At 68.1% G+C, this 25187-nt stretch carries 24 protein-coding genes; 11 read left to right on the top strand and 13 right to left on the bottom strand.

What is annotated here, in order from left to right; all coding sequences use genetic code 11:
• The first annotated feature begins 151 nt into the window (after nt 1-151).
• Nucleotides 152-427, top strand: a complete 276-nt coding sequence (locus tag GQ57_RS21560) for a hypothetical protein (protein WP_031400397.1) — start codon at nt 152-154, stop codon at nt 425-427.
• 316 nt (nt 428-743) lie between these two features.
• On the opposite strand, the gene GQ57_RS21555 is transcribed toward GQ57_RS21560, so the two are convergent.
• The 5 genes from GQ57_RS21555 to argS form a co-directional block, all read right to left on the bottom strand.
• Nucleotides 744-2339 carry an ABC transporter substrate-binding protein gene (locus GQ57_RS21555; RefSeq protein WP_031400398.1) on the bottom strand — a complete coding sequence of 532 codons (1596 nt, stop codon included), beginning with the start codon at nt 2337-2339 and terminating at the stop codon, nt 744-746.
• Nucleotides 2340-2698: 359 nt separating this feature from the next.
• On the bottom strand, nt 2699-3472 hold the full coding sequence (locus tag GQ57_RS21550; protein ID WP_031400399.1) for an SDR family oxidoreductase: 774 nt from the start codon (nt 3470-3472) through the stop codon (nt 2699-2701).
• Nucleotides 3473-3491: 19 nt separating this feature from the next.
• Complete coding sequence (locus tag GQ57_RS21545) at nt 3492-4130, bottom strand: thiol:disulfide interchange protein DsbA/DsbL (protein ID WP_031400400.1); 639 nt, start codon at nt 4128-4130, stop codon at nt 3492-3494.
• Between the two features lie 69 nt (nt 4131-4199).
• The gene (locus tag GQ57_RS21540; protein ID WP_034198950.1) at nt 4200-5099 is read right to left on the bottom strand and encodes an SPOR domain-containing protein; all 900 of its coding nucleotides are present in this window, start codon (nt 5097-5099) and stop codon (nt 4200-4202) included.
• Between the two features lie 96 nt (nt 5100-5195).
• Nucleotides 5196-6977, bottom strand: a complete 1782-nt coding sequence (gene argS / locus GQ57_RS21535; RefSeq protein WP_031400402.1) for an arginine--tRNA ligase — start codon at nt 6975-6977, stop codon at nt 5196-5198.
• A gap of 200 nt (nt 6978-7177) precedes the next feature.
• Here argS and GQ57_RS21530 point away from each other — a divergent pair, with 200 nt between their 5' ends.
• Nucleotides 7178-7501: a DUF1840 domain-containing protein gene (locus tag GQ57_RS21530; RefSeq protein ID WP_011353361.1), complete on the top strand. Its 324-nt coding sequence runs from the start codon at nt 7178-7180 to the stop codon at nt 7499-7501.
• 298 nt (nt 7502-7799) lie between these two features.
• On the opposite strand, the gene metH is transcribed toward GQ57_RS21530, so the two are convergent.
• The 5 genes from metH to GQ57_RS21505 all read right to left on the bottom strand — a co-directional run bounded on the left by metH (nt 7800) and on the right by GQ57_RS21505 (nt 14581).
• Nucleotides 7800-10517 carry a methionine synthase gene (metH, locus tag GQ57_RS21525; protein WP_031400403.1) on the bottom strand — a complete coding sequence of 906 codons (2718 nt, stop codon included), beginning with the start codon at nt 10515-10517 and terminating at the stop codon, nt 7800-7802.
• 42 nt (nt 10518-10559) lie between these two features.
• Complete coding sequence (locus GQ57_RS21520) at nt 10560-11627, bottom strand: homocysteine S-methyltransferase family protein (RefSeq protein ID WP_031400404.1); 1068 nt, start codon at nt 11625-11627, stop codon at nt 10560-10562.
• Nucleotides 11628-11821: 194 nt separating this feature from the next.
• On the bottom strand, nt 11822-12079 hold the full coding sequence (locus GQ57_RS21515) for a BTH_I0359 family protein (protein ID WP_006477667.1): 258 nt from the start codon (nt 12077-12079) through the stop codon (nt 11822-11824).
• 254 nt (nt 12080-12333) lie between these two features.
• Nucleotides 12334-13602, bottom strand: a complete 1269-nt coding sequence (locus tag GQ57_RS21510) for a DUF3108 domain-containing protein (RefSeq protein ID WP_174923171.1) — start codon at nt 13600-13602, stop codon at nt 12334-12336.
• Nucleotides 13603-13708: 106 nt separating this feature from the next.
• The gene (locus GQ57_RS21505) at nt 13709-14581 is read right to left on the bottom strand and encodes an IclR family transcriptional regulator (protein ID WP_034198948.1); all 873 of its coding nucleotides are present in this window, start codon (nt 14579-14581) and stop codon (nt 13709-13711) included.
• Nucleotides 14582-14709: 128 nt separating this feature from the next.
• On the opposite strand from GQ57_RS21505, the gene GQ57_RS21500 reads away from it, so the two are divergent.
• From GQ57_RS21500 to rfaE2, 6 genes are all read left to right on the top strand, one after another.
• Nucleotides 14710-15702, top strand: a complete 993-nt coding sequence (locus GQ57_RS21500) for a fumarylacetoacetate hydrolase family protein (protein ID WP_034198947.1) — start codon at nt 14710-14712, stop codon at nt 15700-15702.
• A 123-nt stretch (nt 15703-15825) separates the two neighbouring features.
• Complete coding sequence (locus tag GQ57_RS21495; RefSeq protein WP_031400408.1) at nt 15826-16653, top strand: enoyl-CoA hydratase/isomerase family protein; 828 nt, start codon at nt 15826-15828, stop codon at nt 16651-16653.
• Nucleotides 16654-16735: 82 nt separating this feature from the next.
• Nucleotides 16736-17476 (top strand): PhaM family polyhydroxyalkanoate granule multifunctional regulatory protein, encoded by a 741-nt coding sequence (locus tag GQ57_RS21490; protein WP_034198946.1) that lies wholly within the window; start codon nt 16736-16738, stop codon nt 17474-17476.
• Nucleotides 17477-17500: 24 nt separating this feature from the next.
• Nucleotides 17501-18727 (top strand): patatin-like phospholipase family protein, encoded by a 1227-nt coding sequence (locus GQ57_RS21485; protein WP_031400410.1) that lies wholly within the window; start codon nt 17501-17503, stop codon nt 18725-18727.
• A 463-nt stretch (nt 18728-19190) separates the two neighbouring features.
• Nucleotides 19191-20069, top strand: a complete 879-nt coding sequence (locus tag GQ57_RS21480; protein ID WP_034198945.1) for a ferritin — start codon at nt 19191-19193, stop codon at nt 20067-20069.
• Between the two features lie 167 nt (nt 20070-20236).
• On the top strand, nt 20237-20722 hold the full coding sequence (gene rfaE2 / locus GQ57_RS21475) for a D-glycero-beta-D-manno-heptose 1-phosphate adenylyltransferase (protein WP_034198944.1): 486 nt from the start codon (nt 20237-20239) through the stop codon (nt 20720-20722).
• A gap of 16 nt (nt 20723-20738) precedes the next feature.
• On the opposite strand, the gene GQ57_RS21470 is transcribed toward rfaE2, so the two are convergent.
• The 3 genes from GQ57_RS21470 to GQ57_RS21460 form a co-directional block, all read right to left on the bottom strand.
• Nucleotides 20739-20981, bottom strand: a complete 243-nt coding sequence (locus GQ57_RS21470; RefSeq protein WP_031400413.1) for a hypothetical protein — start codon at nt 20979-20981, stop codon at nt 20739-20741.
• Between the two features lie 266 nt (nt 20982-21247).
• Complete coding sequence (locus GQ57_RS21465) at nt 21248-22033, bottom strand: type III pantothenate kinase (protein ID WP_034198943.1); 786 nt, start codon at nt 22031-22033, stop codon at nt 21248-21250.
• Complete coding sequence (locus tag GQ57_RS21460; RefSeq protein WP_031400415.1) at nt 22030-22950, bottom strand: biotin--[acetyl-CoA-carboxylase] ligase; 921 nt, start codon at nt 22948-22950, stop codon at nt 22030-22032. Before GQ57_RS21460 ends, GQ57_RS21465 begins: the two co-directional genes overlap by 4 nt.
• Before the next feature lie 250 nt (nt 22951-23200).
• Between GQ57_RS21460 and GQ57_RS21455 the strand changes: the two genes are divergently transcribed.
• Genes GQ57_RS21455 through GQ57_RS39905 form a run of 3 tightly spaced genes read left to right on the top strand, consistent with a single transcriptional unit; the run spans nt 23201 to nt 25130 of the window.
• Nucleotides 23201-23953, top strand: coding sequence for a PAAR domain-containing protein (locus GQ57_RS21455; protein WP_235215105.1), 753 nt, complete (start codon nt 23201-23203; stop codon nt 23951-23953).
• Nucleotides 23950-24567: a hypothetical protein gene (locus GQ57_RS43815; protein ID WP_235215104.1), complete on the top strand. Its 618-nt coding sequence runs from the start codon at nt 23950-23952 to the stop codon at nt 24565-24567. The genes GQ57_RS21455 and GQ57_RS43815 overlap by 4 nt, the downstream gene beginning before the upstream one ends.
• Nucleotides 24543-25130 carry a type VI secretion system amidase effector protein Tae4 gene (locus GQ57_RS39905; protein WP_081896732.1) on the top strand — a complete coding sequence of 196 codons (588 nt, stop codon included), beginning with the start codon at nt 24543-24545 and terminating at the stop codon, nt 25128-25130. Before GQ57_RS43815 ends, GQ57_RS39905 begins: the two co-directional genes overlap by 25 nt.
• Nucleotides 25131-25187 lie beyond the last annotated feature (57 nt).

The raw sequence follows: 25187 nt of genomic DNA, 5'->3' as shown, positions 1-25187 counted from the left end.
GACGTAATGCGACGTAACGCGATATCGCCCGACAGCATCGTTTTCGCCGTTAATCGACCGATTGAACCCGGCGCGCGTGCGGCACGCTGCGAAGGCGCTCGCACGCAACGCATCGCAGCGGGCGTCCGTTCACTCAACCCAGAGGAAAACCATGTCCATTTCCAGCATCTCGACCGGTGCCGTCACGACTCCGGCCCTGCAGGGCAACACCGCCCAGCCCACCGGCAACAGCACGCCCACCTCGTCCCCGGAGCGGACGAGGCACGCACACGGCCATCATCATGGGGCCGGTTCCGCGTCCGCGTCGTCGAGCTCGACCGACAGCACGACGTCGTCGACCAGCAGCACGAACGCCGCGAACGGTACGCCGTCGACCTACTCGCTCGACGGCGCCGCGCTCGGCAGCCTGCTCGACACCAGCGCGTAACGCGTCACGGGCGCCGCGGGTGATGCCTGACGCAGGCGACGTCGGGCGCGCTCGCGGCGTACGCGTGGCCGCACGGCGACCGCCTTGCAGTTGCTGCCCGGCTTCATCGGGTGGCGAGCGGGGCAGCGGCGACCGCCGTGGTCCGGGTCGCCGTGGTCGCCGGCCCGGCGCGCGATCGGCCCGTCGTGCCGGGCCGGACTCCGCACGCCCGGCCGGTTCGCCCCGTTCGAGCGTCGCGATCCGGGCCTTTGCGCCAAAAAAAAGCCCGGCGCACGATGCGCCGGGCCCGATTGCCGCATGAAGCGGGCGCGCCGGATTACTGCACGGCCACCGTCGTAAAGTTCTGCCGTCCGAACGGACTCACGTGATAGCCGCTCACGTTCGTGCGCGTGAGCGCGGCGGCGGTCGGATAGCCGAGCGGGATCCACAGCGCCTGGTCGTGGATGATCTTCTGCGCCGCTTCGTACAGCTTCGCGCGCTTGCCCTGGTCGGCGGTCGACTTGCCGTCGGCGATCAGCTTGTCGAGCTGCGCGTCGCAGAAGCGCGCGAAGTTGATGCCCGACTTCACCGCGTTGCAGCTGAACAGCGGCGACAGATAGTTGTCCGGATCGCCGTTGTCGCCGGCCCAGCCCATGAACAGGATGTCATGCTGGCCGAGCTTCGCCTGCTTGATCAGCTCGCCCCATTCGATCACCTTGACCTCGGCCTTCACGCCGACCTTCGCGAGGTCGGCCTGCAGCAGCTCCGCGCCCACCTTCGGGTTCGGGTTCAGCACGCTGCCGGTCGGGCGCGTCCAGATCGTCGTCGAGAAGCCGTTGGGGAAGCCGGCCTGCGCGAGCAGTTGCTTGGCCTTCGCGGGATCGTACGCATACGGCGCCACGTCCTTCGCGTAGCTCCACGTGTTCGGCGGGTACGGGTTGTTCGCGGCCGTCGCGGTGTTGTCGAACACGACCTTCAGGTAGGTCGCGCGATCGAACGCGAGGTTCAGCGCCTCGCGCACCTTGTCGTTGTCGAGCGGCTTCTTCTGCGTGTTCAGCGCGACGAACGCGGTCATGAACGCGGGCGTCTGCACGACCTTCAGCGCGCTCTCGCCCTTCGCGGCCAGCACGTCCTGCGGCTTCGGCGACAGCGCGATCTGGCATTCGCCGGCCTTCACTTTCTGCAGGCGCACCGACGGGTCGGGCGTGATCGCATAGATCAGCCGGTCGACCTTCGGCTTCGCCCCCCAGTACGTCGGGTTCGCGTCGTAGCGGATCAGCGCGTCCTTCGTGTAGCTCTTCAGCACGAACGGGCCCGTGCCGACCGGCTTCGCGTTCAGGTCGGCCTGCTTGCCGGCCTTCAGCAACTGGTCCGCGTATTCGGCCGAGTAGATCGACGCGAAGCCCATCGTCAGGATCGGCACGAAGGTCGCGTTCGGCTCGTTCAGCACGAACTTCACCGTGCTGTCGTCGACCTTCGAGACCGACTTCACGAGCTTCACGAGGCCCATCGACTGCGCATGCGGGAAGCCGCTCGCGCCGGCCACCTTGTGCCACGGATTCGAATCGTCGAGCATCCGCGAGAACGTGAACACGACGTCGTCCGCATTGAGCGTGCGGCCCGGCTTGAACGTGTCGGTGGTCTGGAACGCGACGTTCGGGCGCAGGTGGAACGTGTACGTGAGGCCGTCGGCGCTCGCTTCCCATTTGTCGGCGAGCGCGGGCACGACCTTCTTCGTGGCTTCGTCGTACGACACGAGCGTGTTGAAGATCACGTCGGCCGATGCGTTGGTCGTGACGAGCGAGTTGTACTGCACGACGTCGAAGCCGTCCGGGCTCGATTCCGTGCAGACGGTGAGCGGCTTGGCGGCGGCGAGGCCGGGGGTGGCGAGGGCGGCGGCGAGCGCGGCCGCGGCGAACAGCTTGACCTGCATAGGATCTCCCACGTGGCGTGTGCTTTTTGCTTGATGACGGATGCGGGCGCGGCCCGGAAGCGGGCGGGGCCGGCGCGGCTGGCGAATAGCATACCGTTAAAGCGTGCGGCGCGTGAAAAAAGGCGCCTGAACGCGGCAACTTGAGCGAAAAACGACTGCGTTCGCGACGGAATGGATGTTGGGGCGGCGGATGCCGTCGCGGCGGCGGAGGGTGCGGAGGGCGGGTGCGCCGGGCGGTGCGTGCGACGGGAGCGGCGCGATTGCCGCGCGAAGTACGGAGAAATCGCCGCTTCGAGCGCGGTTGCGTCGAAGCGGCGACGGACGGCCCGGCGCAGGTCGCGCGGGCCGTTGGCGTTGCGTCAGTGCGCGCCGGCCTTCGGCTTGCGCGGCGCCTTCTCGAACAGGCGATCGTAGAGCCAGCGCGGCAGCACGTGCAGCACCTTCGCGACGACGCCCATCTGCCACGGAATCACGCGGAACGCGTGCTGCCGCGCGATCGCGCGCGACGCGCGGGCGGCGAAGCGGTCGGCGTCCATCAGGAACGGCATCCGGTACGGATTGTGCGCGGTCATCGGCGTGCGGATATAGCCGGGCGCGATCGTCACGACGCCGACGCCGGCCGGCCGCAGTTCGACGCGCAGCGATTCGAGGTACTTGATCGCAGCCGATTTCGACGCGCTGTACGCGCCGGAGCCGGGCAGCCCGCGTACGCCGGCGACGCTCGCGACGCCGACCAGCGTGCCGTGCCGCGCGGCCGTCATCGGGCCGACGAACGGCTCGAACGTCGCGACCATCCCGTAGTAGTTGATGTCCATCACGTCGCGAAAAGTCGCGAGATCGCCCTGGCCCGTGACGGCGCCCTGGCTGATGCCCGCGTTCGCGATCACGACGTCGGGGCAGCCGTGCGTCGCGATGAACGACGCGGCGGCCGTCGCGAGCGCGCTGGCGTCGCGCACGTCGGCGGAATAGACGGTGATGGAATGCTTCGGGAAGCGCCGCGCGAACGCATCGAGTGCATCGGTGCGGCGCGCGACGAGTGCGAGCGTGGCGCCCTGGCGGGCGTATTCCTCGGCCATCGCGAGGCCGAGGCCGCTCGATGCGCCGGTGATGAAGACCTTCAGCGGAGTAGTCATGCCGGCGCGCGGACGGGGATCAGAGCTTCTTGTCCTGAACCTGCTTCACGAGGAAGTCGAGCACCTGGGAGGTACCCGGGATGCTGTTCGTGTAAGCGGGACCCGTCTTGTACTTGCCCTGGACGACGACCGTCGGCACGCCGTCGATCGCGTAGTCCTTCAGCAGCTTGGCCGACTGGTTCACCTCGCCCTGCACGCTGAACGAGTTGTACGCGTCGAGGAACTTCTTCTTGTCGACGCCCTGCGTGAAGAGGAAGTCGGCCTGGGCTTCCGGCGTCAGCAGGTAGTTCTTCTGCTTGTGGATCGCGTTGAAGATGGCCGGCGTGACCTTCTCGGAGATGCCGAGCGCGGACACCGCGTAGAACAGCTTCGAGTGCGGGACGAAATCGTCACGGAATGCGACCGGCACACGCTTGAAGTCGATGTTGTTGCCCTGCTTCTTCACCCAGGCCTCGATCGTCGGCTCGAATTCGTAGCAGTGCGGGCAACCGTACCAGAAGAACTCGATCACCTCGACCTTGCCGGCCGGCGCGGACACCGGCTGCGGCGACTTCATCACCTCGAAGTCCTTGCCGGAAACCGGCGCGGCGGGCGAAGCCTGCGCGAGGCCGGCGGCCAGGCCCAGGGACAGAAGGAGCGTGCTAAGCAGTTTTTTCATGTTGTGAAAGTCGAATCAGTTGCTCGGGTTGCGAAACGTCGCGGGTTGAGAGTAGGCCCGACCGGCCGCTCATTGCTTCGTGAAGCGGATCACTGCCGTGTCGACACCTGCATCGGACAGGCGCTGGCGAGCCGAGTTCATATCCTCGAACCTGGAGAACGGGCCGACGCGCACGCGGAAATAGGTCACGCCGCTGACGTCGCGCTTCGACACCTTCGACTCGAAGCCCTGGAAGCCCAGGCGCGCACGCTGCTGCTCGGCGTCGCCTTCCGTCTTGTATGCGCCGACCTGCAGGAAGTAGCCGGTGTTCGCGTCGTTCGCGGCCGGCGGCTTCGCTGCCGCGGCGGCGGCCGTGGCCGACGACGTCGGCTTGGCCGCGTTCGCCGCCTGTTGCTGCTGCTTTTGCGCGGCGGCCTGCTGCGCCTGCTTCTGCGCGGCAAAGCGCCCGAGGTCGTCCTCGCCGGCTTGCTGCTGCTGCTGGGGCGGCGGCGTCTTCTTCGGCGGCGGCGTGGTATCGGCCGGCTTCGGCGCGACGGCGACGCCGTTGCCCGACGACGGCGTGTTCGATGCGGTGGTGCCGTTCGAGCTGCCGGTGCTGTTCGAGCCGCTCGACCCGCTGGACGACGGCGGCACTTCGACGATCTGCGGCTCGGGCAGCAGGCCGCCCTGGGTCTGGTTCGCGGCCTGGCCGGGCGCGGTGTTCGGCGGCGCGGGCTGCGCGGCCTGCGGCACCGGCTGGCCGGGCGTCTTGCCCTGCAGCGCGCGGTTCGGGTCGAACTGCTGCGGCTGGCTGGCGCCGGCGTCGGCCGGCGGCGGTGCGACCTTCGACACGAACGGCGACGGCGAACGCGTGATGTAGAGCGCCACCACCACCGCGATCGCGAGGCCGACGATCAGGCCCAGCACGATTCCAAGAAATGTCCCTCCGGCTTGTTTCGATTGCTTCGAAGTTCGGCGTGGTTGTGCCATTGCTTGAGTCACCTGCAAAAAGAATCGTGAAAGTGCCGCGGCAGGCGCTCCTGCGGCGCGTGCTGTCGCGGCCGTTCGCTGCCCGGTTCGGGCCGCTTACATCTTGGCTGGCGCGGACACGCCGAGCACCGCCAGACCGTTTTCGAGCACCTGCCGGGTTGCGGCGAGGAGCGCGGCGCGCGCATTGCGCGGCGCTTCGTCGTCGACCAGCACGCGCTCCGCATTGTAGAACGAGTGGAATTCGCCAGCGAGGTCGCGCAGGTAGAACGCGACCGCGTGCGGCGCCAGCTCGTTCGCCGCGTGCGTGAGCATGTCCGGGTACTCGGCGAGCTTCTGCATCAGCGATGCGGCCTGCGCGCTCGTGAGCTGCGACAGGTCGGCCCCCGGCAGTTGCGCTACCTCGACGCTGTAGCGCGACTTCAGTTCGTTGAGCACCGAGCAGATCCGCGCATGCGCGTACTGGACGTAGTAGACCGGGTTTTCGTCGTTCTGTTTCAGCGCGAGGTCGATGTCGAACACGAACTCGGTATCGGCCTTGCGCGAGATCAGGAAGAAGCGCACCGCGTCGCGGCCGCGCGTGATGGTCGCTTCGTCGATCAGGTCGGGAGCCGCTTCCTGGCCCGCCGCCGCGCCGCCCGACCATTCGATCAGGTCGCGCACCGTCACGTAGCTGCCCGCGCGCTTCGAGATCTTCACTTCCTGGCCGTCGCGCATCACGGTGACCATCTTGTGCAGCACGTAGTCGGGGTAGCCCTTCGGGATCCCGATGTGCAGCCCCTGCAGGCCGGCGCGCACGCGCGCGATCGTGCCGTGGTGGTCCGAGCCCTGGATGTTGATCACCTTCGTAAAGCCGCGCTCCCACTTCGTCACGTGGTACGCGACGTCCGGCACGAAATACGTGTACGTGCCGTCCGACTTGCGCATCACGCGATCCTTGTCGTCGCCTTCGTCGGTCGTGCGCAGCCACAGCGCGCCGTCCTGCTCGTAGGTCATGCCGGCCTTGATCAGCGCGTCGACCGTCTTCTCGACGCGGCCCTCGCTGTACAGCGACGACTCGAGGTAGTACTGGTCGAACTTCACGCCGAACGCCTGCAGGTCCATGTCCTGCTCGCGGCGCAGGTAGGTGACCGCGAATTTGCGGATCGCGTCGAGATCCTCGACGTCGCCCGTGCCCTTGACCGGCTCGCCGTCGGATGCGGCGACCGTTTCGCCGTTCAGGTAGTCGCGCGCGATGTCGGCGATGTACTCGCCGTTGTACGCGGCTTCCGGCCAGCCCGCGTCGCCCGGCTTCAGGCCGCGTGCGCGCGCCTGCGTCGAGATCGCGAGGTTGCCGATCTGCACGCCGGCGTCGTTGTAGTAGAACTCGCGGTGCACCGCGTAGCCCTGGCTCGCGATCACGTTCGCGAGCACGTCGCCGAGTGCGGCCTGGCGGCCGTGGCCGACGTGCAGCGGGCCGGTCGGGTTCGCCGACACGAATTCGAGCAACACTTGCTTGCCTTTCTCGCGATCCGACGTGCCGAACGCGCGGCCCTGCGCGAACACGGCGGCGATCACCGCCTGCTTCGCGGCGGCCGACAGGCGCAGGTTGATGAAGCCGGGGCCGGCGATCTCGGCGGCTTCGACGAGGCCCTGGGCGGCCGGCTGCGCGGTGAGCGCGGCGACGATCTGTTCGGCGAGCTGGCGCGGGTTCGCGCCGAGCGGCTTGGCGAGCTGCATCGCGACGTTGCACGCGACGTCGCCGTGCGCCGCGACCTTCGGGCGCTCGAGCGTGATGGCGGGGGCGATGAACGCCGCGTCGGCGCCTTTCAGCGCGTGTGCGACCTGCTTGACGCTATCCGCGAGCAGGGCTTCGAGGGTCTGTTTGTGTGCTGGCAGCATGCTGGTAGAAGGCTTCGTTGGTGGCGGCCGGAAACGCCGGCCCGCCGGCGCGCTTTTCGAGCGCGCGTTTCAGGGATCGCAGAATTTTAACAGGTGCTAATATGCCGCTCAGGCGGCCCGCGTCCGCGAGGCCGGACGCCGGTCTGCCGGCGTTCCCCAATCGCGCCGCGCAGGCACAACAAGATGAAAAGGGAATTGTCATGATTACGTTCAAGAGCAAGGCAGCACAGGATCTCGACGTGCTGAAGGATTTCGCCGTATATGTGCTGGGTCTCGTCGGCAAGCAGCTGGGCGAGCGCGGCGTGATTACGCACGACGAACTGGACCACGCGATCGCCAAGCTGGAAGGCGCGGTTGCGCAGGCGAAGCAGGAGCGGGCCGAGCACGCCGGCCATTTCCATGAGGACGAAGCCGACCACGCGCACCACGAAGTGCCGCCGAGCCTGGCGCAGCGCGTCGCACCGTTCCTCACGATGTTGCGCGAGGCGAAAGCCGGCGAAGCCGACGTGCACTGGGGCTTCTGAGCGTCATTGCCCGGCAGGACGAGCATTCGTCAGTAAAAAGCCCGCGTCGAGCGGGCTTTTTATTTTGTCTGATGAAATCAGGCGTTCCGCACCCGAATCTTGCGGCCGCCCGGGCTGGCGCGCGGCGACCTGCGCAGCGCAATCTTCCGGGCCTCCTTGCCTGAAAGCGCACGCTTTCGCGGCCTCGATCGCCGCGCATCGGTCCGGTATCCGGATCGACCGGCGGCGCGCCTTGCAACGCGCTCCGCGGCCGGCGCGCGTGACGGCGTGACGCGGCGGGCGCCGCGCCCCCTTCCGGTTACAGCTGCGGCGCGAGTGCGCGGCGTGCGTCGTCGAGCGACAGCGCCATGCGTTGCGCGTAGTCCTCCAGCTGATCCTGCCCGATTTTTCCGACCGAGAAGTACGTGCTGTCCGGATGCGCGAGGTAGAAGCCCGATACGCTCGCGGCCGGCAGCATCGCCAGCGAGTCGGTCACGCTCATGCCGATCTCGTCCGCGCGCAGCACGTCGAACATGTCGCGTTTCACGAGGTGGTCGGGGCAGGCCGGGTAGCCGGGCGCCGGGCGGATGCCCGTGTATTTCTCGGCGATCAGCGCGTCGTTGTCGAGCGCCTCGCCGCTCGCGTAGCCCCACAGTTCGCGGCGCACGCGCGCATGCATCGCTTCCGCGAACGCTTCCGCGAAGCGGTCGGCGAGCGCCTTCAGCATGATCGCGCTGTAGTCGTCGTGGTCGGCTTCGAACTGCTTTTCCTTCGCGTCGACGCCGAGGCCGGCGGTCACCGCGAACATCCCGATGTAGTCGGCGACGCCCGACGCCTTCGGCGCGATGAAGTCGGCGAGCGAGCGGTTCGGCCGCATCACGCCGTCGACCACCGGACGCACGCTCTGCTGGCGCAGGTTGCGCCACGTGAGCAGCACTTCCGAACGCGATTCGTCGCTGTAGATTTCGATGTCGTCGTCGTTGACGGTGTTCGCCGGCAGCAGCGAGAGCACGCCGCTCGCGGTCAGCCAGCGGCCCTGGATCAGTCGCGACAGCATCGACTTCGCGTCGGAGAACACGCGGCGCGCCGATTCGCCGACGATTTCGTCGTTCAGGATCGCCGGGTACGGGCCCGCGAGATCCCAGGTCTGGAAGAACGGGCCCCAGTCGATGTAGTGCGCGAGCTCGCTCAGGTCGTAGTTCCTGAACACGCGGCGGCCGATGAACTTCGGCTTCACCGGCGTGTAGCCGGCCCAGTCGATCTTCGTCCGGTTCGCGCGCGCCTCGGCGAGCGTGACCATCGGCTGCGCCTTGCGGTTCGCGTGCTGGTCGCGGATGCGTTCGTAGTCGGACTTCAGCTCGTCGAGATACTTCGCCGCGCCTTCGTCCGACAGCAGGCTCGACGCGACCGACACCGAGCGCGACGCATCCGGCACGTAGACCACCGGGCCTTCGTAGTGCGGCGCGATCTTCACGGCCGTGTGCACGCGCGACGTCGTCGCGCCGCCGATCAGCAGCGGGATCTTCTTCACGCGGAAGTAGTCGTCGCGCTGCATTTCCGACGCGACGTACGCCATTTCCTCGAGGCTCGGCGTGATCAGGCCCGACAGCCCGATGATGTCCGCGCCCTCGACCTTCGCCTTCGCGAGGATCTCGTTGCACGGGACCATCACGCCCATGTTGACGACTTCGAAGTTGTTGCACTGGAGCACGACCGACACGATGTTCTTGCCGATGTCGTGCACGTCGCCCTTCACGGTCGCGATGACGATCTTGCCCTTCGCGCGCACGTCGCCGCCCGCTTCCGCGAGCAGGCGCTTTTCTTCCTCGATGAACGGGATCAGGTGGGCGACGGCCTGCTTCATCACGCGCGCCGATTTCACGACCTGCGGCAGGAACATCTTGCCCTGGCCGAACAGGTCGCCGACGATGTTCATCCCGTCCATCAGCGGGCCTTCGATCACGTTGATCGGGCGGCCGCCGGCCGCGTCGATCTTCGCGCGCACTTCCTCGGTATCCTCGACGATGAAGGTCGTGATGCCGTGCACGAGCGCGTGCGAAAGCCGCTTCTCGACCGGCTGGTTGCGCCACTCGAGGTTTTCTTCCTTCTTCGCGCCGCCCGCCTTGAACTTGTCGGCGATCTCGAGCAGGCGGTCGGTCGAATCGGCGCGGCGGTTCAGGATCACGTCCTCGACGCGCTCGCGCAGCTCCGCGTCGAGATCGGCGTACACGCCGAGCTGGCCCGCGTTGACGATGCCCATGTCCATCCCCGCCTGGATCGCGTGGTACAGGAACACGGTGTGGATCGCCTCGCGCACCGGGTCGTTGCCGCGGAACGAGAACGACACGTTCGACACGCCGCCGCTCACCTTCGCGTATGGCAGGTTCTGCTTGATCCAGCGGGTCGCCTCGATGAAGTCGACCGCGTAGTTGTTGTGCTCCTCGATGCCGGTCGCGACCGCGAAGATGTTCGGGTCGAAGATGATGTCTTCCGGCGGGAAGCCGACCTGGTTCACGAGGAAGTCGTACGAGCGCTTGCAGATCTCGGTCTTGCGCGCGTACGTGTCGGCCTGGCCGGTTTCGTCGAACGCCATCACGACGGCCGCCGCGCCGTAGCGGCGGATCAGGTGCGCGTGGTGGCGGAACGCCTCCTCGCCTTCCTTCAGCGAGATCGAGTTCACGATCGCCTTGCCCTGCACGCACTTCAGGCCGGCCTCGATCACGTCCCACTTCGACGAGTCGATCATGATCGGCACGCGCGCGATGTCCGGTTCCGACGCGATCAGGTTCAGGAAGCGCACCATCGCCGCCTGCGAATCGAGCATCGCCTCGTCCATGTTGATGTCGATCACCTGCGCGCCGTTCTCGACCTGCTGGCGCGCGACGGCGAGCGCCTCGTCGAACTGGCCGTTGAGGATCATCCGCGCGAACGCCTTCGAGCCGGTGACGTTGGTGCGTTCGCCGACGTTGATGAAGAGCGTTCCGGACGTAACGTTGAACGGCTCGAGGCCGGCAAGGCGCATCGTGTGATCGGTCATGGCGGTGCGAAGTCTGGTGATGGGGAGCGTGGGGCGGTCGGGTCAGGCGTTGTCGCCGTACTGGCTCGGCCAGCGGCGCGGCTTCACGCCGGCGAGCGCCTTCGCGATCTCGGCGATGTGCTCGGGCGTCGTGCCGCAGCAGCCGCCCGCGAGGTTCACGAGCCCGGCTTGCGCGAATTCCTTCAGCAGGCCCGACGTGACGTCGGGCGTTTCGTCGAAGCCGGTCTCGGCCATCGGGTTCGGCAGGCCCGCGTTCGGGTAGCACGACACGTAGGTGTCGCACAGCTTCGCGAGCTCGGCGATGTACGGGCGCATCAGCGCCGCGCCGAGCGCGCAGTTCAGGCCGAACGTGAGCGGCTTCGCGTGGCGCAGCGAATTCCAGAATGCCTCGACGGTCTGGCCCGACAGGATCCGGCCCGATGCGTCGGTGACGGTGCCGGAAATCATGATCGGCAGGCGCTCGCCGGTGTCCTCGAACAGCTCGTCGAGCGCGAAGAGGGCGGCCTTCGCGTTCAGCGTGTCGAAGATCGTTTCGACGAGGAACAGGTCGACGCCGCCGTCGAGCAGCGCTTTCGCCTGCTGGTAGTACGACGTGCGCAGCTCGTCGAACGTAACGTTGCGCGCGCCCGGGTCGTTGACGTCCGGCGAGATGCTGGCCGTCTTCGGCGTCGGCCCGATCGCGCCGGCGACGAAGCGCGGCCTGTCGGGCGTCGCGTATTTCCCGGCCGCCTCGCGCGCGAGCTTCGCCGATTCGATGTTCATCTCGACGACGAGGTCTTCCATCTCGTAGTCGGATTGCGCGACGGTCGTCGCGCCGAACGTGTTGGTCTCGACGATGTCGGCGCCGGCCGCGAAGTACTGGTCGTGGATCTCGCGGATGATCTGCGGCTGCGTGATCGACAGCAGCTCGTTGTTGCCCTTGATGTCGCGCGGGAAATCCTTGAAGCGCTCGCCGCGATACGCGGCTTCGTCGAGCTTGTAGCGCTGGATCATCGTGCCCATCGCGCCGTCGAGGATCAGGATGCGCGACTTCAGCAGCGCAGGCAGTGCGGCGCCGCGCGTGTACGGCGCGTCGAGCGGGACGGAGGCGGCGAGAGGAGTCGCAGACATGGGGGAAGACCGGCGAAGACGGGAAAGCCGTCATTGTAGCCGGTGCGACCGGGCGTCGCCGGGCGCGGCGCGGGCCGGCCCGCCAAATGAAAACCCCCGCGCGGCGAACCGGGCGGGGGCATGATCGGAGTGCTCGCGGCGCCGCGTCGTGCGCGGCGAATGGCCCGGCCGCGCGATGCGCCGGGCCGCGGTCGTCAGTGCAGCACGACGGGCATCATCATCAGGCTGTCGAATTGTCCGAGGAATTCGTCGACTTCGTCGAGCGACGGTTCATCCTCGATCAGCTGCTTCACGTGTGCGCGGAATCGCTCGGCAAGTTCGCCGTCGATGAAGATCTCGCGCTGCGCGTTCTTGTCGACGATCTCGTATCCGCCGGCATTCATCAGGTGATGGCCGGCCTGCGGCGCGAATTCGACGACGCAGTAGTTGGGGCTGTTGTAGATCATTTGCATGGCGGCACTCCTCTTCGCAGTGGCATCTGGCCTTGTTGTTCCCTAGGTGGGGCGAGCCTTGCCGGTTTCAAGGGGCTTGCGCTGCACACCCCGGTCCCGTTTGCGTGGGGTGTATCGGTTAGAAGCCGATGTCTATGAAACGTTTCCCATTGTCCGCCGGTGGACTGAAATAGTTGTTAAAGAGTGTCATCGGCCATTTTTCGAAAATCTGTAATCGGTCGAAATTGCCGGGTCGTGCGCGACCGCTCGCGCGTTCACTGTGTGACAGGCGATGACGTCGACGGTGCGGCCGGTTGTGCGTCCGGTTGTGTCGGCGGTTGCGCGCCGGCCGGCGGCGCGGGTTGTGCCTGGTCCCCGGCCGGTGCGACCGGTGCGGCAGGCGCCTGCGTGGCGGCACCTGCCGGTTGCGCGCCGGACGGCGCGTCCGGCGCCGCGAGCCGGCCATGCCACAGCAGCTCGATCTGCGCGCCGTTCGGCTCGGTCTGCACGAGCCGCGCGGGCAGCCAGCCGAGCGACGGCGCGAGCCACATGTCGATGCGGCGCGTGTCGCCGTCGCGGCGCGGCAGCCGCATGAAGTGTCGCGCGCCGATGTTGCCGGCGAGCGTCTGCACCTGCTCGTCGCCGATCACGGTAATCGGCCAGGTCTCGCCGCTGTTGTTGTCGATCACGAAGAACTGCTGCGTGACGCCCGGCTTGTACGCGGCCGGATTGCCGCGCACGAGCCCCGACAACTGCATCAGCATGCTGAAGCGGTCCTGCACGGCGTCGGGCAGCGGCGCGTTGTTCGGCGTGCGCGTAAACACGACCTGCCGGATCTCGCGGTTGAAGATCGCGATGTCTTCCGGCCGCTTGCCGCGCTTCTCGACGTAACGGTCGGGCGCGATGCCGAACGCGTCGATACGGCCCTCGCTGCGATAGGTGTACGGGCCGACGAACGGCACGGGCATCGACACCGACAGGTCGTAGGTATGCTTGTCGGTGCGCCAGTGGATCGTGCCGATCATGTTCTGCATCCCGTTGTAGAACGTGTCGTACTGCAGGTCGCCGGATGGCGGCGCGTCGAACTTCACGCCCGCCGTCGCGGGGCCGGGCGTCGCGGCGCCGCTTGCGCCGGCCGCCGGCGCGGCGTGTGCGCCCGGGGCGCCCGGTACGCCGCTCGCCGTGGAGGCGGGCGCGGCGGCCGGCGGTTCGCCGTGTTCGGCCGTTTGCGTCGACGTGAGCACCGGCTCCGGCGCCGGCGCGGGTTGCGGCGCGGCGGCCTTCGGCGCGGCCGGAGCGGGCGCGGCCGGCTGCTCGACCGGGCGCGGGGCGGGCGGCGCCGGCTGGCGCTCGATCGGTTGCGGCTTGAGCAGCTCGATCTGCACGGGGATCGCGGCGGGCGCGGGCGGCGTGAACGCGTCGCGGTTGCGCATCAGCCAGAACCCGGCGAGCGTATGCAGCGCCAGCACGACGACGAGCGCGACGCTCACCCGCAGCCAGCGGCGGGGCGGGGCGTGATGCGGGCGGAGGTCGGCAGGCTGCATGGGTATCGGGGCGGAGTCAGGGCGGGCGCGTCACATGCGCCACGGCTATCGGACCGCCGGATGCGCCGCAGGTTCGCGGCGCGGGTGTCGCGGGGGCTTGCGTGCGTCAGGCGTCGCGTGCGTCGGGACTATAGCCGAGTTCGTAGGACAGTTTCTGCGCGCATGCGCGCAGCGCGGTATCGATCTCGCCGCCCCAGGCAATGTCGAACGAGCCTTCCTGGCCGAGCGCGACGATCGCGAGCGCGAGTTCGCCGACCGCATCGAACACGGGCATGCAGAACGCGTGGATCGTCGGCAGCAGCATCCCCTCGACCCGCGCGGCCTCGTGCCCGCGCACGTCGGCCAGCACCGCTTCGATCTCGGCGAGCGTGCGCGGGCCGCCGTGATGCGGCGAACGGCGCGTATCGGCGAGCTCGCGCTCGAGCATCGCGGCGGTCTTGCTGCGCGGCAGGTACGCGGCGAACAGCAGCCCCGTCGCGGAACCGAGCAGCGGCATCACGTCGCCGAGCTTCAGCGACGCCTTCGCCGGATGGCTCGATTCCATCCAGTGCACGATCGTCGGCCCCTGGTTGCCCCATACCGCGATGCCGACCGTCTGGTCGAGGCGGTCGCGGAATTCGGTCAGCGCGATCCGCGCGAGCTTCACGCCGTCGACGCGCGCGAGCCGCGCGAGCCCCATCTGCAGCGCGAAGCCGCCGAGCTCGTAGCGGCCGGACACCGGATCCTGCGACACCACGCCGAGACGCGAGAAGCTGACCAGATAGCGGTGCGCCTTCGCGGGGCTCATGCCCGCGCGCTGCGCGAGGTCGCGCAGCATCATCGCGCGCGGCTCGCTCGTCAGCACGTCGAGCAGCCGGAAGCCGACCTCGATCGACTGGATGCCGGAGCGGACCTTCTCGCCGTGCTCGCCGGAGACGGCGTCGTCGGTGTCGGTGTCGGAATCGACGAGATCGTCGTCGGGGAGCGGGCTGGCGGGCATGGGCAACGAGGCGCGCGAAGGCGGCAGGAATCGGGGCGAAAACGGCGTGCGCGATCGCGGCGCGCCGCAGGGATTCACCATCGTAAAATAGATTCCCTCCATCGTCACTACAACGGCAGATTCCCCCTATGAAACTTGCTTCGCTGAAGGACGGCACGCGCGACGGCCAGCTGATCGTCGTGTCGCGCGACCTGCACACCGCGGCGATCGCCGACGCGATCGCGCCGACGCTGCAGCGCGTCCTCGACGACTGGGCGTTCTACGCGCCGCAGCTGCGCGACCTGTACGACGCGCTGAACCAAGGCCGCGCGCGCAACGCGTTCGCGTTCGATCCGGCCAACTGCATGGCGCCGCTGCCGCGCGCGTTCCAGTGGGCCGACGGCTCCGCCTACGTGAACCACGTCGAACTCGTGCGGCGCGCGCGCGGCGCCGAGATGCCGCCCGAGTTCTGGACCGATCCGCTGATGTATCAGGGCGGCAGCGACGATTTCCTCGGGCCGCGCGACGACGTCGTGTGCGCGTCCGAAGACTGGGGCATCGATTTCGAGGCGGAAGTCGCGGTGATCACCGGCGACGTGCGGATGGGCGCCACGCCCGACGACGCGCTGAAGGCCGTGCGGCTCGTCACGCTCGTGAACGACGTGTCGCTGCGCAACCTGATTCCGGCCGAGCTCGCCAAGGGTTTCGGCTTCTTCCAGAGCAAGCCGGCCACCGCGTTCGCGCCGGTCGCCGTGACGCCCGACGAGCTCGGCGAAGAATGGCGCGAAGGCCGCGTGCACCGTCCGATGATCGTCCACTGGAACGGCCGGAAGGTCGGCCAGCCCGATGCGGGCACCGACATGGTGTTCCACTTCGGCCAGCTGGTCGCGCACGCGGCGAAGACCCGCAACCTGCGCGCCGGCTCGATCGTCGGCTCGGGCACGGTGTCGAACAAGGACGCGAAGCGCGGCTACTGCTGCATCGCCGAGAAGCGCTGCCTCGAGACGATCGAGCAAGGCGCGCCGCAGACCGAATTCATGCGCTACGGCGATACCGTGCGCATCGAGATGTTCGACGCGGCCGGCAAGTCGATCTTCGGTGCGATCGAGCAATCGGTCGCGCCGCCCGACGGCGCGGCGTGAGCCGCGCGGGGCGCCGCGCGCCCGTGAACACCCGGCTGCGGCCCGCGCGCCGGGTTTCGCCTGATGTTTGACCGCGCGGGCTTGGTTACACTCGATTCAACAGCCTCGAGCAAGGAGCGGCACATGGCCGATCTCGCCGCATACGGCGGTTACGAAGCACTGAAGGTGACGCGCCGCGACCACGGCGTGCTCGACATCGTGATGAGCGGCGCGGGCGCGAACCGCAGCGGCCTCGCGACCGCGGACGCGCGCATGCATCGCGAGCTCGCCGAGATCTGGCGCGACGTCGATCGCGATCCCGACACGCGCGTCGCGGTGATCCGCGGCGAAGGCAAGGGTTTCTCGGCGGGCGGCGATCTCGCGCTCGTCGAGGACATGGCGAGCGACTTCGACGTGCGCGCCCGCGTGTGGCGCGAGGCGCGCGACCTCGTCTACAACGTCATCAACTGCAGCAAGCCGATCGTGTCGGCGATGCATGGTCCGGCCGTCGGCGCGGGGCTCGTCGCCGGGCTGCTCGCCGACGTCTCGATCGCCGCGAAGGATGCGCGCATCATCGACGGCCACACGCGGCTCGGCGTCGCGGCGGGAGACCACGCGGCGATCGTATGGCCGCTGCTGTGCGGGATGGCGAAGGCGAAGTACTACCTGCTGCTGTGCGAGCCGGTGAGCGGCGAGGAGGCGGAGCGGATCGGCCTGGTGTCGCTCGCGGTCGAGCCGGCCGACCTGCTGCCCCGGGCCTATGAAGTGGCCGAGCGGCTCGCGCACGGCTCGCAGTCGGCGATCCGCTGGACCAAGTACGCGCTGAACAACTGGCTGCGTACGGCGGGGCCGACCTTCGATGCGTCGCTCGCGCTCGAATTCATGGGTTTTGCGGGGCCCGACGTGCAGGAAGGCATCCGCTCGCTGCGCGAGCGGCGGCCGCCCGACTTCCCCGGCGACGCGCCGTTCTGACGAGCGCTATGATCGAACCACGCGCGGCTTTCGCGACGCACCGTGGCGGCCTCGCTCCCTTCCAGTCAACCAGGATGCCCGTATGACGACCGATGCCTCTGGCGCCAACCCCTTCGCCGGTTTTTCCGGCTTCAAGCCCGCCGACATGATGGACCGGATGTGGGACATGATCCGGATGTCGCCGTTCGGCGGGATGACGCCGTTTCCGGGCGCCACGCAAGGGCTGCCGCCGTCGCTGTCGAGCATGTCCGACATGATGGCGCCGCTCACGAGCGTCGAGGAGCTCGACAAGCGGATCACCGATCTGCGCGCGGTCGAGCAGTGGCTGAAGCTCAATCTCGGGATGCTGCAGTCCGCGATCCAGGCGCTCGAGGTGCAGCGCGCGACGCTCGCGACGCTGCGCGCGTTCGGCGCGTTCGCGCAAAGCTCGATGTCGGCGGCCGAGGAGGCAGCCGTTGCGGCCGCGCAGGCGGCGAAAGCGGCGCCGGGCGATGCGCCGGCGGCGCAGGACGCCGCGGAGGGCGCACCGGCGGGCGACGCCGCGCAGCAGGCCTTCGACCCGGCCGGCTGGTGGAACCTGCTGCAGTCGCAGTTCAACCAGCTCGCGAGCCTTGCGATGGCGCAGCCGGGCGTCGCGCCCGCGGCGCCGGGCGACGCGCCGCCTGACGCGGCCGCCGCGCCGCAGCAGGCCGCCAAGCCGGCACCGGCCGCGGCCGCGCCGCGCAAGCCCGCCGCGAAGCGCGCGAAGCCGGCCGGTTCGGCCGCGGCGCGCGCGGCGGCCGCATCGTCGCCCGAGACCCGTCCGCCGAAGCGCTCGACGTGACGCGGCGCAGCTAGCAGGTCGACCATGCGGCTCGCGCTCGTTCTGATGGGAGGCGGCGCGCGCGCCGCCTACCAGGTCGGCGTGCTGAAGGCGCTGGCCGAGATCGCGCGCGAGGCCGACCCGCACCGCCACACGCTGCCGTTCGCGGTGGTGTGCGGCTCGTCGGCAGGTGCGATCAACGCGACGTCGATCGCGAGCCACGCGGACGATTTTTCCCACGGCGTGCGGCGTCTGCTCGAGTTCTGGGAGCCGCTGCGCGCCGACTACGTGTACCGCACCGACTGGCTCGGCATCGCGGCCGCCGGCGCGCGCTGGCTCGCGACGATGACCTTCGGCTGGGCGGCCCGCCGCTCGCCGCGCGGCCTGCTCGACAACACGCCGCTGGCGCACCTGCTGCAGCGCGAGCTGAGTTTCCACCGGATCGAGCAGATGCTCGAGGCGCGCCTGCTGCACGCGCTCTCGATCACCGCCCTCAGCTATTCGAGCGGGCGGCATCTCACGTTCTACCAGGCGGCCGAGCCGATCCAGACGTGGCGCCGCGCGCAGCGCACCGCGCGGCTCGTCGACCTGTCGGCGTCGCACCTGCTCGCGTCGTCGGCGATTCCGTTCGTGTTCCCGGCCGTGCCGCTCGTGCTCGACGGGCAGATCGAGTACTTCGGCGACGGCTCGATCCGGCAGATCGCGCCGCTGTCGCCGGCGATCCACTTCGGCGCGGACCGGATCGTCGTCGTCGGCGCGGCCGATCCGCGGCCCGAGATTCCGGCCGCGAACGGCGCGGGCCGGGTGCGCGGCTACCCGACGCTCGCGCAGATCGGCCAGCAGGTGCTCGCGAGCGTGTTCCTCGACTCGATCGGCTCGGACATCGAACGCATCGAGCACATCAACCGGATGATCGAGCACCTGCCGCACCAGGTCGAGGTGGACAGCGGCTGGCGGCACGTCGACGTGCTCGCGATCGCGCCGTCCGAGCGCATCGAGCTGATCGCCGCGAAGCATCTGAAGCAGATGCCGGCGACGATGCGCGGGCTGCTCGGCGCGATCGGCGGCAGCCAGCCGGCCGGCGCGTCGTTCGCGAGCTATCTGCTGTTCGAGGAGGCGTTTACGCGCGAGCTGATCGAGCTCGGCTATCGCGACGGGCGCGCGCAGCGCGATACGCTCGCCGGCTGGATCGCGCGGGCGGACGGCGGCGGCGTGCCGGCCGCCGGCATGCCGCCGGAGGACGGTCTCGCGGCCGGCGAAATACGGGTCTGACGCGCGCGCATGGCGCGAGGTTGCGTTTTCGCGACGGTCTGCCGCGACCGATCGCCGCACCGGGGCTGGCGGGGCATGACCGGGCGGGTGTCGCAGAACCGTCTTGCACGCGTGCTATCATGGCCGCCGCCGTATATACCATATCGAACAGCCCGCCGATCCGGCATCCGCACGGGACCCTTCGGGGAACCCGCCTGGGGCAGGGGACGGGCTCGTCAACGAGCCGGCCAGCGCCGGCCCCCACACAGGCAAGCGCGGTCGGTTCCGTTCGGGCGGAGCGCGGCTGCGGCTTGCCGCAACGGCGGCGCGGCCGCCCGGCTGCCGGACAAGCAATGCGCGTCCGGCCGGTCGGTTTCACGCGTAAAATTACAGTCTTGGCTGCAAAAAAGCGCGCCCGGCGCGCCTACGCGGCAACAGTCACGTTTAGAGAAGTCGCATTGCGCAGAACAGGGGTGGGACCATCATGAACACCATGCTTTATCCGGAACTTTACAGGTCGCTCGAAGCTGTCCGCTGGGACATGGAGAAGGACATTCCGTGGGACAAGTTCGACGCTTCGCTGCTCACCGACGAGCAGGCAAAGACGATCAAGATGAACGCGATCACCGAATGGTCGGCGCTGCCCGCGACGGAAATGTTCCTGCGCGACAACCAGCACGACAGCGATTTTTCCGCGTTCATGAGCGTGTGGTTCTTCGAGGAGCAGAAGCACTCGCTGGTACTGATGGAATACCTGCGCCGCTTCAAGCCGGAGATGGTGCCGACCGAAGAGGAACTGCACGCGGTGCGCTTCGAGTTCGATCCGGCGCCGCCGCTCGAGACGCTGATGCTGCACTTCTGCGGTGAGATCCGCCTGAACCACTGGTACCGTTGCGCGGCCGACTGGCACACCGAGCCGGTCATCAAGCAGATCTACGAAACGATCTCGCGCGACGAGGCGCGTCACGGCGGCGCGTACCTGCGCTACATGAAGAAGGCGCTGAACAACTGCGGCGACGTCGCGCGGGCGGCGTTCGCGAAGATCGGCGTGCTGATGGCGTCGGCGCGCCGCACCGAGAAGCCGCTGCACCCGACCAACCTGCACGTGAACCAGGCGCTGTTCCCGCGCGACACCGTGCAGTCGCGCCTGCCCGATCCGGAATGGCTCGAGCGCTGGCTCGACGAGCAGATCCGGTTCGACGGCGAGTGGGAAAAGAAGGTCGTCGAGCGCATCCTGCACAACCTGTCGATCCTGTTCGAGCGTACGTTCGCGACCGCGCAGGAACTGAACCGCTACCGCAAGGAAGTCACCGGCCGCCTGCAGGCCGAAAGCGGCCCGTCGTCGGCCGCGCAGCCGGCCTGAGGCCGGCAGGCGCCGCAGCCGGTGCGTGTCGCGCCGGCCGCCGCGTGCGCCGTTCCGCGCAGTCCGTTGCAATAAGCCCGCCCGGCCGGTCCGGCGGGCTTTTTATCTGGTGCGGTGCCCTGACGTCGGGCGCTGCCGCGCCGTTGCCCATTTCGTCCTCCCTCATCATGCCCGCCACCTTCGAACGCAAGCTGATCACCCGTGATGCCCTCGTCGCGCTGCGCGCATCGCTGCCGTCGCCCGTCGTGTTCACCAACGGCGTATTCGACATCCTGCACCGCGGTCACGTCACGTATCTCGCCGACGCGAAGGCGCTCGGCGCGTGCCTGATCGTCGGCGTGAACAGCGACGCGTCGGTGCGCATGCTCGGCAAGGGCGACGACCGGCCGATCAACCGCGAGGACGATCGCGCGGCGCTGCTCGCGGCGCTGGAAAGCGTCGACTGGGTCGTGAAGTTCGAGGAAAAGACGCCGGTGTCGCTGATCGAGGCCGTCCGGCCGGACATTCTCGTGAAGGGCGGCGACTACGACATGGATGCGTTGCCGGAATCGGCGCTGGTACGCGGCTGGGGCGGCCGTGCGCTGGCGATTCCGTTCGAGCACGACCGCTCGACCACGGCGTTGCTGAAGAAGGTGCGCACCCAGCAGTCCTGAGCGCGGTCCGGCGCCGTCAGGGCGCGGACGCCGCGAGCGGCTCGGCCGCGACGGCCGGCGGCGCGATCGGGCCGCCGATGACGGGCTGGTCGCTTGCCTGCGCCAGCGGCGTCACGCGCAGCGATTCGGGTCGCACCTGCCGCGACAGCATGCCGGGTTCACGCGGGCCGGCCGCCGGCAGCGGCCCGAACACGCCGCACGCTACCGCGAACGCGAGCAGGTTGGCGAGAAAGAGAACAGCGATCAGCCAGCGCAGCATCGTCGACACTCCTCATCGTCATTCAGTCGTTCAGTCGTTCATTCTTCCATCGTTTGGCCGGGCCCGCGCGAGCGCCGGCCTGTTCGCCGTTTCCGTGACCGCGCTTAACGGCTCGGCAACGCAGGCGCCGCCGTTGCTGCATGTCGGCCCCACGCGGGGATCGCGACGACGGTGCGCGTTTCGTTACCGCTGCCGCGACGCAGCCGTGTACGGCCGTCTGCCGATACGGCCGGCTCGACCGCGCAGCCGGCGCGTTCCGGCTCCGGTCAATCCCGCGCCGCTTCCGCGGCGATCAGCGCCAGCCCCGACAGGATCAGCGCGTCGTGCCGCGTATGCGGGACGGTCAGCGCCCGCGCGACGTCGTCCGCCGCGCCGCCGGCCAGCACGAGCCGCACCGGCGCCTGCCACGCGGCGGCGAGATCGCGCCACGCGCGTTCGATCAGCCCGGCCTGCGCATACAGGCAGCCGGCCGACAGCGAGCGCGGCGTATCGACCTGGAACGGTTCGGCCTGCGGATCCGCGAGCAGCCCGCTCGCGATGTCGGTGGTCAGCGTCGGCAACTGCGCGGTATGCGTGCCGAGCGCGCGCATCATCAACGCCCATCCCGGCGCGATCAGCCCGCCCGTGAAGCGGCCGTCCGCGCGCAGCGCCTCGAGCGTCGTCGCGGTGCCGAACGTCGCGATCAGCAGGTGTTCGCCGGGAAATGCCGCGCGCGCGCCGATCAGGCCCGCCCAGCGGTCGCTGCCGAGCTGCTCGGGCGTCGTATAGCCGTTCGTCACGCCGCCTTGCGCGTCCCGCGCGCGTATCGTCGTGCGGGGCAGGCCCGGCCAGCGCGCGTCGAGCAGCGCATCGAGCCGGGCGGCCGCGTCGGCGCCCGCGACGTTCGAGATCCAGGCGCCGAGCGGGCGCGGCAGGCCCGACCAGTCGGGATCGGCGCCGCCGTCGCGCGCGTGGCCGAATGCGCCGGTCGCGACGAGCGTGCGCCGGGCATCCGCGAGCGCCCACTTGATCCGGCTGTTGCCGGCGTCGATCAGCAGGTGCGGCTCGCTCATCGCGCTTCGCGCAGCGACACGTCGCCGGCCGCGATCGCCTGGACGCCGTCCGGCGTGTCGAGCAGCAACTGGCCGGTCGCGTCGATGCCGGTCGCGATACCGCGCACGCGTTCGACGCCCTGTTCGAGCAGGACGACTTCGCGCCCCGCATACGCGTGCAACGCGTGCCAGCGCGGCAGGAACGGCGCGAGCCCGTCGGCGCCGAATTGCGCGAGCGCCGGCGTGAGCGCGTTCAGCGAAGCCGCGAGCGTATCGGTGAGGTTGGCCGACGGGCACGCGATCGACAGCGCGGCGGGCGGCAGCCCGCTCGCGAGCGTCGCTTCGCGCGCGCGCAGCGCGTCGACCTGCGCGGCGACGGCTTCCGCGCCGCGCACGTTGACGCCGAAGCCGATCACGACGGCGGTGGCGTCGGCGGTGGCCCAGGCGGTTTCGATCAGGATCCCGGCGAGCTTGCCGACGATGTGCGGCGTGCCGTCGTCGGTGGCCGTCAGCAGCAGGTCGTTCGGCCATTTGAGCGCGACGCGCGTGCGGGCGTCGAGCGGCAGCGCGGCCAGCCCTTCGGCGAGCGCGACGCCGATCGCGATGCTGAGGCCGCCAAGCGCGTCGACCGGGCGCGGCACGATGCAGCCGACCGAGCACAGCAGCGCGTTGCCGGGCTGCGCGAACCACGGGCGGCCCTGCCGGCCGCGCCCGGCCGTCTGCTCGAACGCGACGCGCACGAGCGGCGCGGGTAGCGCGTTCGCGCTGCGCGGCAGCGCCTTGAGCCGGGTTGCGACGTCGGCATTGGTCGAGCCGGTGGCGGCGACGATGTCGAGCGGCCACGCACGCGGCGCGGCGTCCAGGTGCGCCTCGAGCCGGTTGCGCGCGATGTGCGCGTCGCCGGAATCGGGCGTGTCGGGGGAAGTGGGGGCGTTCATGCCGCCTATTGTAGCGACAGGGGGCGGGGCCATGCTGCGAACGGGGCGTGCTGCAAAGTCGGGAGCGACGCCGCCGGGTGTCCCGGAACGGCGTGCAGCGCGCCTCGTTCCGATTGCACAAGTGTCGGGTCCGATCAGGCGCAAAATTTAGCGCTGGATTCTAGTCGAGCGGGTTGGGGCTTGAGCTGGTCCTTCATTTACCGGATAAACATACTCAAACTAGCTTGAATAATAAGGAATTCGAATTTGTATGATGGAATTTTCTTTCTCAATTGCGCAAATTGAGGGCGAAATCGTCACTCGACTGCCGAGAAAGGAGATACCGATGAGTAGCGAACTGAAGGTCCCGACACATCTTTTCGCCACCATCGGCGCACTCACGGAACGGGGAGGGCGTATCACCAGGGCCAGCAGTGGATTGACGGTCATCGGGCTCGTCGTTGCCCGTGTCGGGGATATCGTGACCTACGAAGACGGCAGCGAGGCCGTCATTACGGACGGCGCAGGCAAGTACGCGGTCGACCGCGACAAGCCCTATGCGCTCGTGGGTAGCCGATTGAGCAACGGCGACCGTATCGTCGAAACACTTCAGCGTTCGTGGGGAATCCGTGTACCCGCAGGCGAAACCATCGACGGACTGTTCGATTCCAGCTATGTACCGCCACCGGCGCCGCGGCGTTATCGGCTGGCGGTACGCGGAGCGACGACTGCGCGAGGTGGCGTGCTGCGCGAAGCAACCGGCGCGTGGAGTGTAGGCATGCGGCTCGGCAAGGTCGGAATCATGGGCGATCTTGTCCACTATGCAGATGGCTCGACTGCACGAATCGTCAGCGGCCTCGGGCTGACGGACGTCGACAGTTTCGAACCGCTGGCTTTCGTTGGTAGCGAATTGGATAACGGCGACACCGTGACGGACAGTCGAGAACGTGACGGTCGTGTATCTGCCGGCATGTTCACGATAGTGAAGCGTTCGGCAGTGACTCGCCGAGGTGACGCAGAATGATTCGCTACTTTCTCGCCAAAGGCGATCGGGGTGGCAGCGCGGTAATTACCGAGGGGCTCGATGATGTGACCTGTTCAGGCCCGCAGGGGAACGTGAATATCGCCACCCTTTATATGAAGACCTACTGCGAGGCCTGTAAGCAGGAAGGGTTTATCTCGCCGAAAGGTCCGCGCTGGCCAGGCACAGGATCGAACGGTCAACCGTGGGCGTTGAGCGGCGATGTCAATGTGTGTGGATGCAATCTGCAGCCGACTTTCCATGCCGAACGCAACATGATGATGACCTTCGAATCGCAAGAGGTTGCGACGCTGGCGGAGGCAGGAAGCATCCCGGCCGGACTCGTTGCGAAGACCGGGGCGGCGACAGCGGTATCGGCTGAAATGTCCGGGGGGCACGACGAACAGGTGCGCGCTGTCATAGGCACCACGTTACCGCAGAACTACCCATATCTGATCGAAACGAGTAACGGACGCTCGTTCGCAGGGCACGTGAACGGCGAGGGCCTGTTGCCACGTATCTATTCCGAGACCGCTGACAGCTACACGATCTATTGGGGCGAAGACGCCCTTGTGCACAAGGACTGGACGTCATGCCAAACCGCCCGACAACCGTAAGAACGAACGCGACGCCGGATTCCGTCAAGGGCGTGCAACTGACGGCGGTTACGTTCAAGGAACTCTGGGATGCTTACCCGTCAGGCAATCCCTATGACAATCCGGCCTATACCAATCAATGTGCCATTCGCATAAGCGTTACCTTTCACCGCGTTGGCATTGAAATGAAATCTTTTTCGTCGAAGCTGGTCAAGCCACTCGGTGGTCAGTCGAGCATCGGGCGAATCCTGCTGAACGGAAAGGCGACAGCCACGCGCGCCAACGAACTCGGGGAATGGTTGATGCTGCAACCGTTTGCGGGTCTGGGGAAGCCGGAAAACGTGACCGGAAAGGACTGGAGGGACAGAGTCAAGGGGCGAACCGGCATTATTATGTTTGACGGTTACTGGGCTCGCGACGGAGAAGCAGAGGGGAATGCAAGCGGTGGGCACATCGATCTATGGAACGGTGAAAAACTCACGGGATTCGGTACTGGACTTCGGACTCGCTGGAATGTAGTGATTCCAGGGTTTTGGTCTGATTTTCGTATGTCGAGAAAAATCTTGTTCTTCCCGGTCAAATGAAATTATTGGAACCCACCGTTGGTGCAGTTGCGGGCGCTATCATCGCCACGCTTTTTT

This window comes from Burkholderia sp. MSh2 (assembly GCF_000731655.1).
GTDB classification, from domain to species: Bacteria; Pseudomonadota; Gammaproteobacteria; order Burkholderiales; family Burkholderiaceae; genus Burkholderia; species Burkholderia paludis.
Note: the sequence above shows the minus strand (reverse complement) of the source record. Positions and strands in the feature narration are given on the sequence as shown.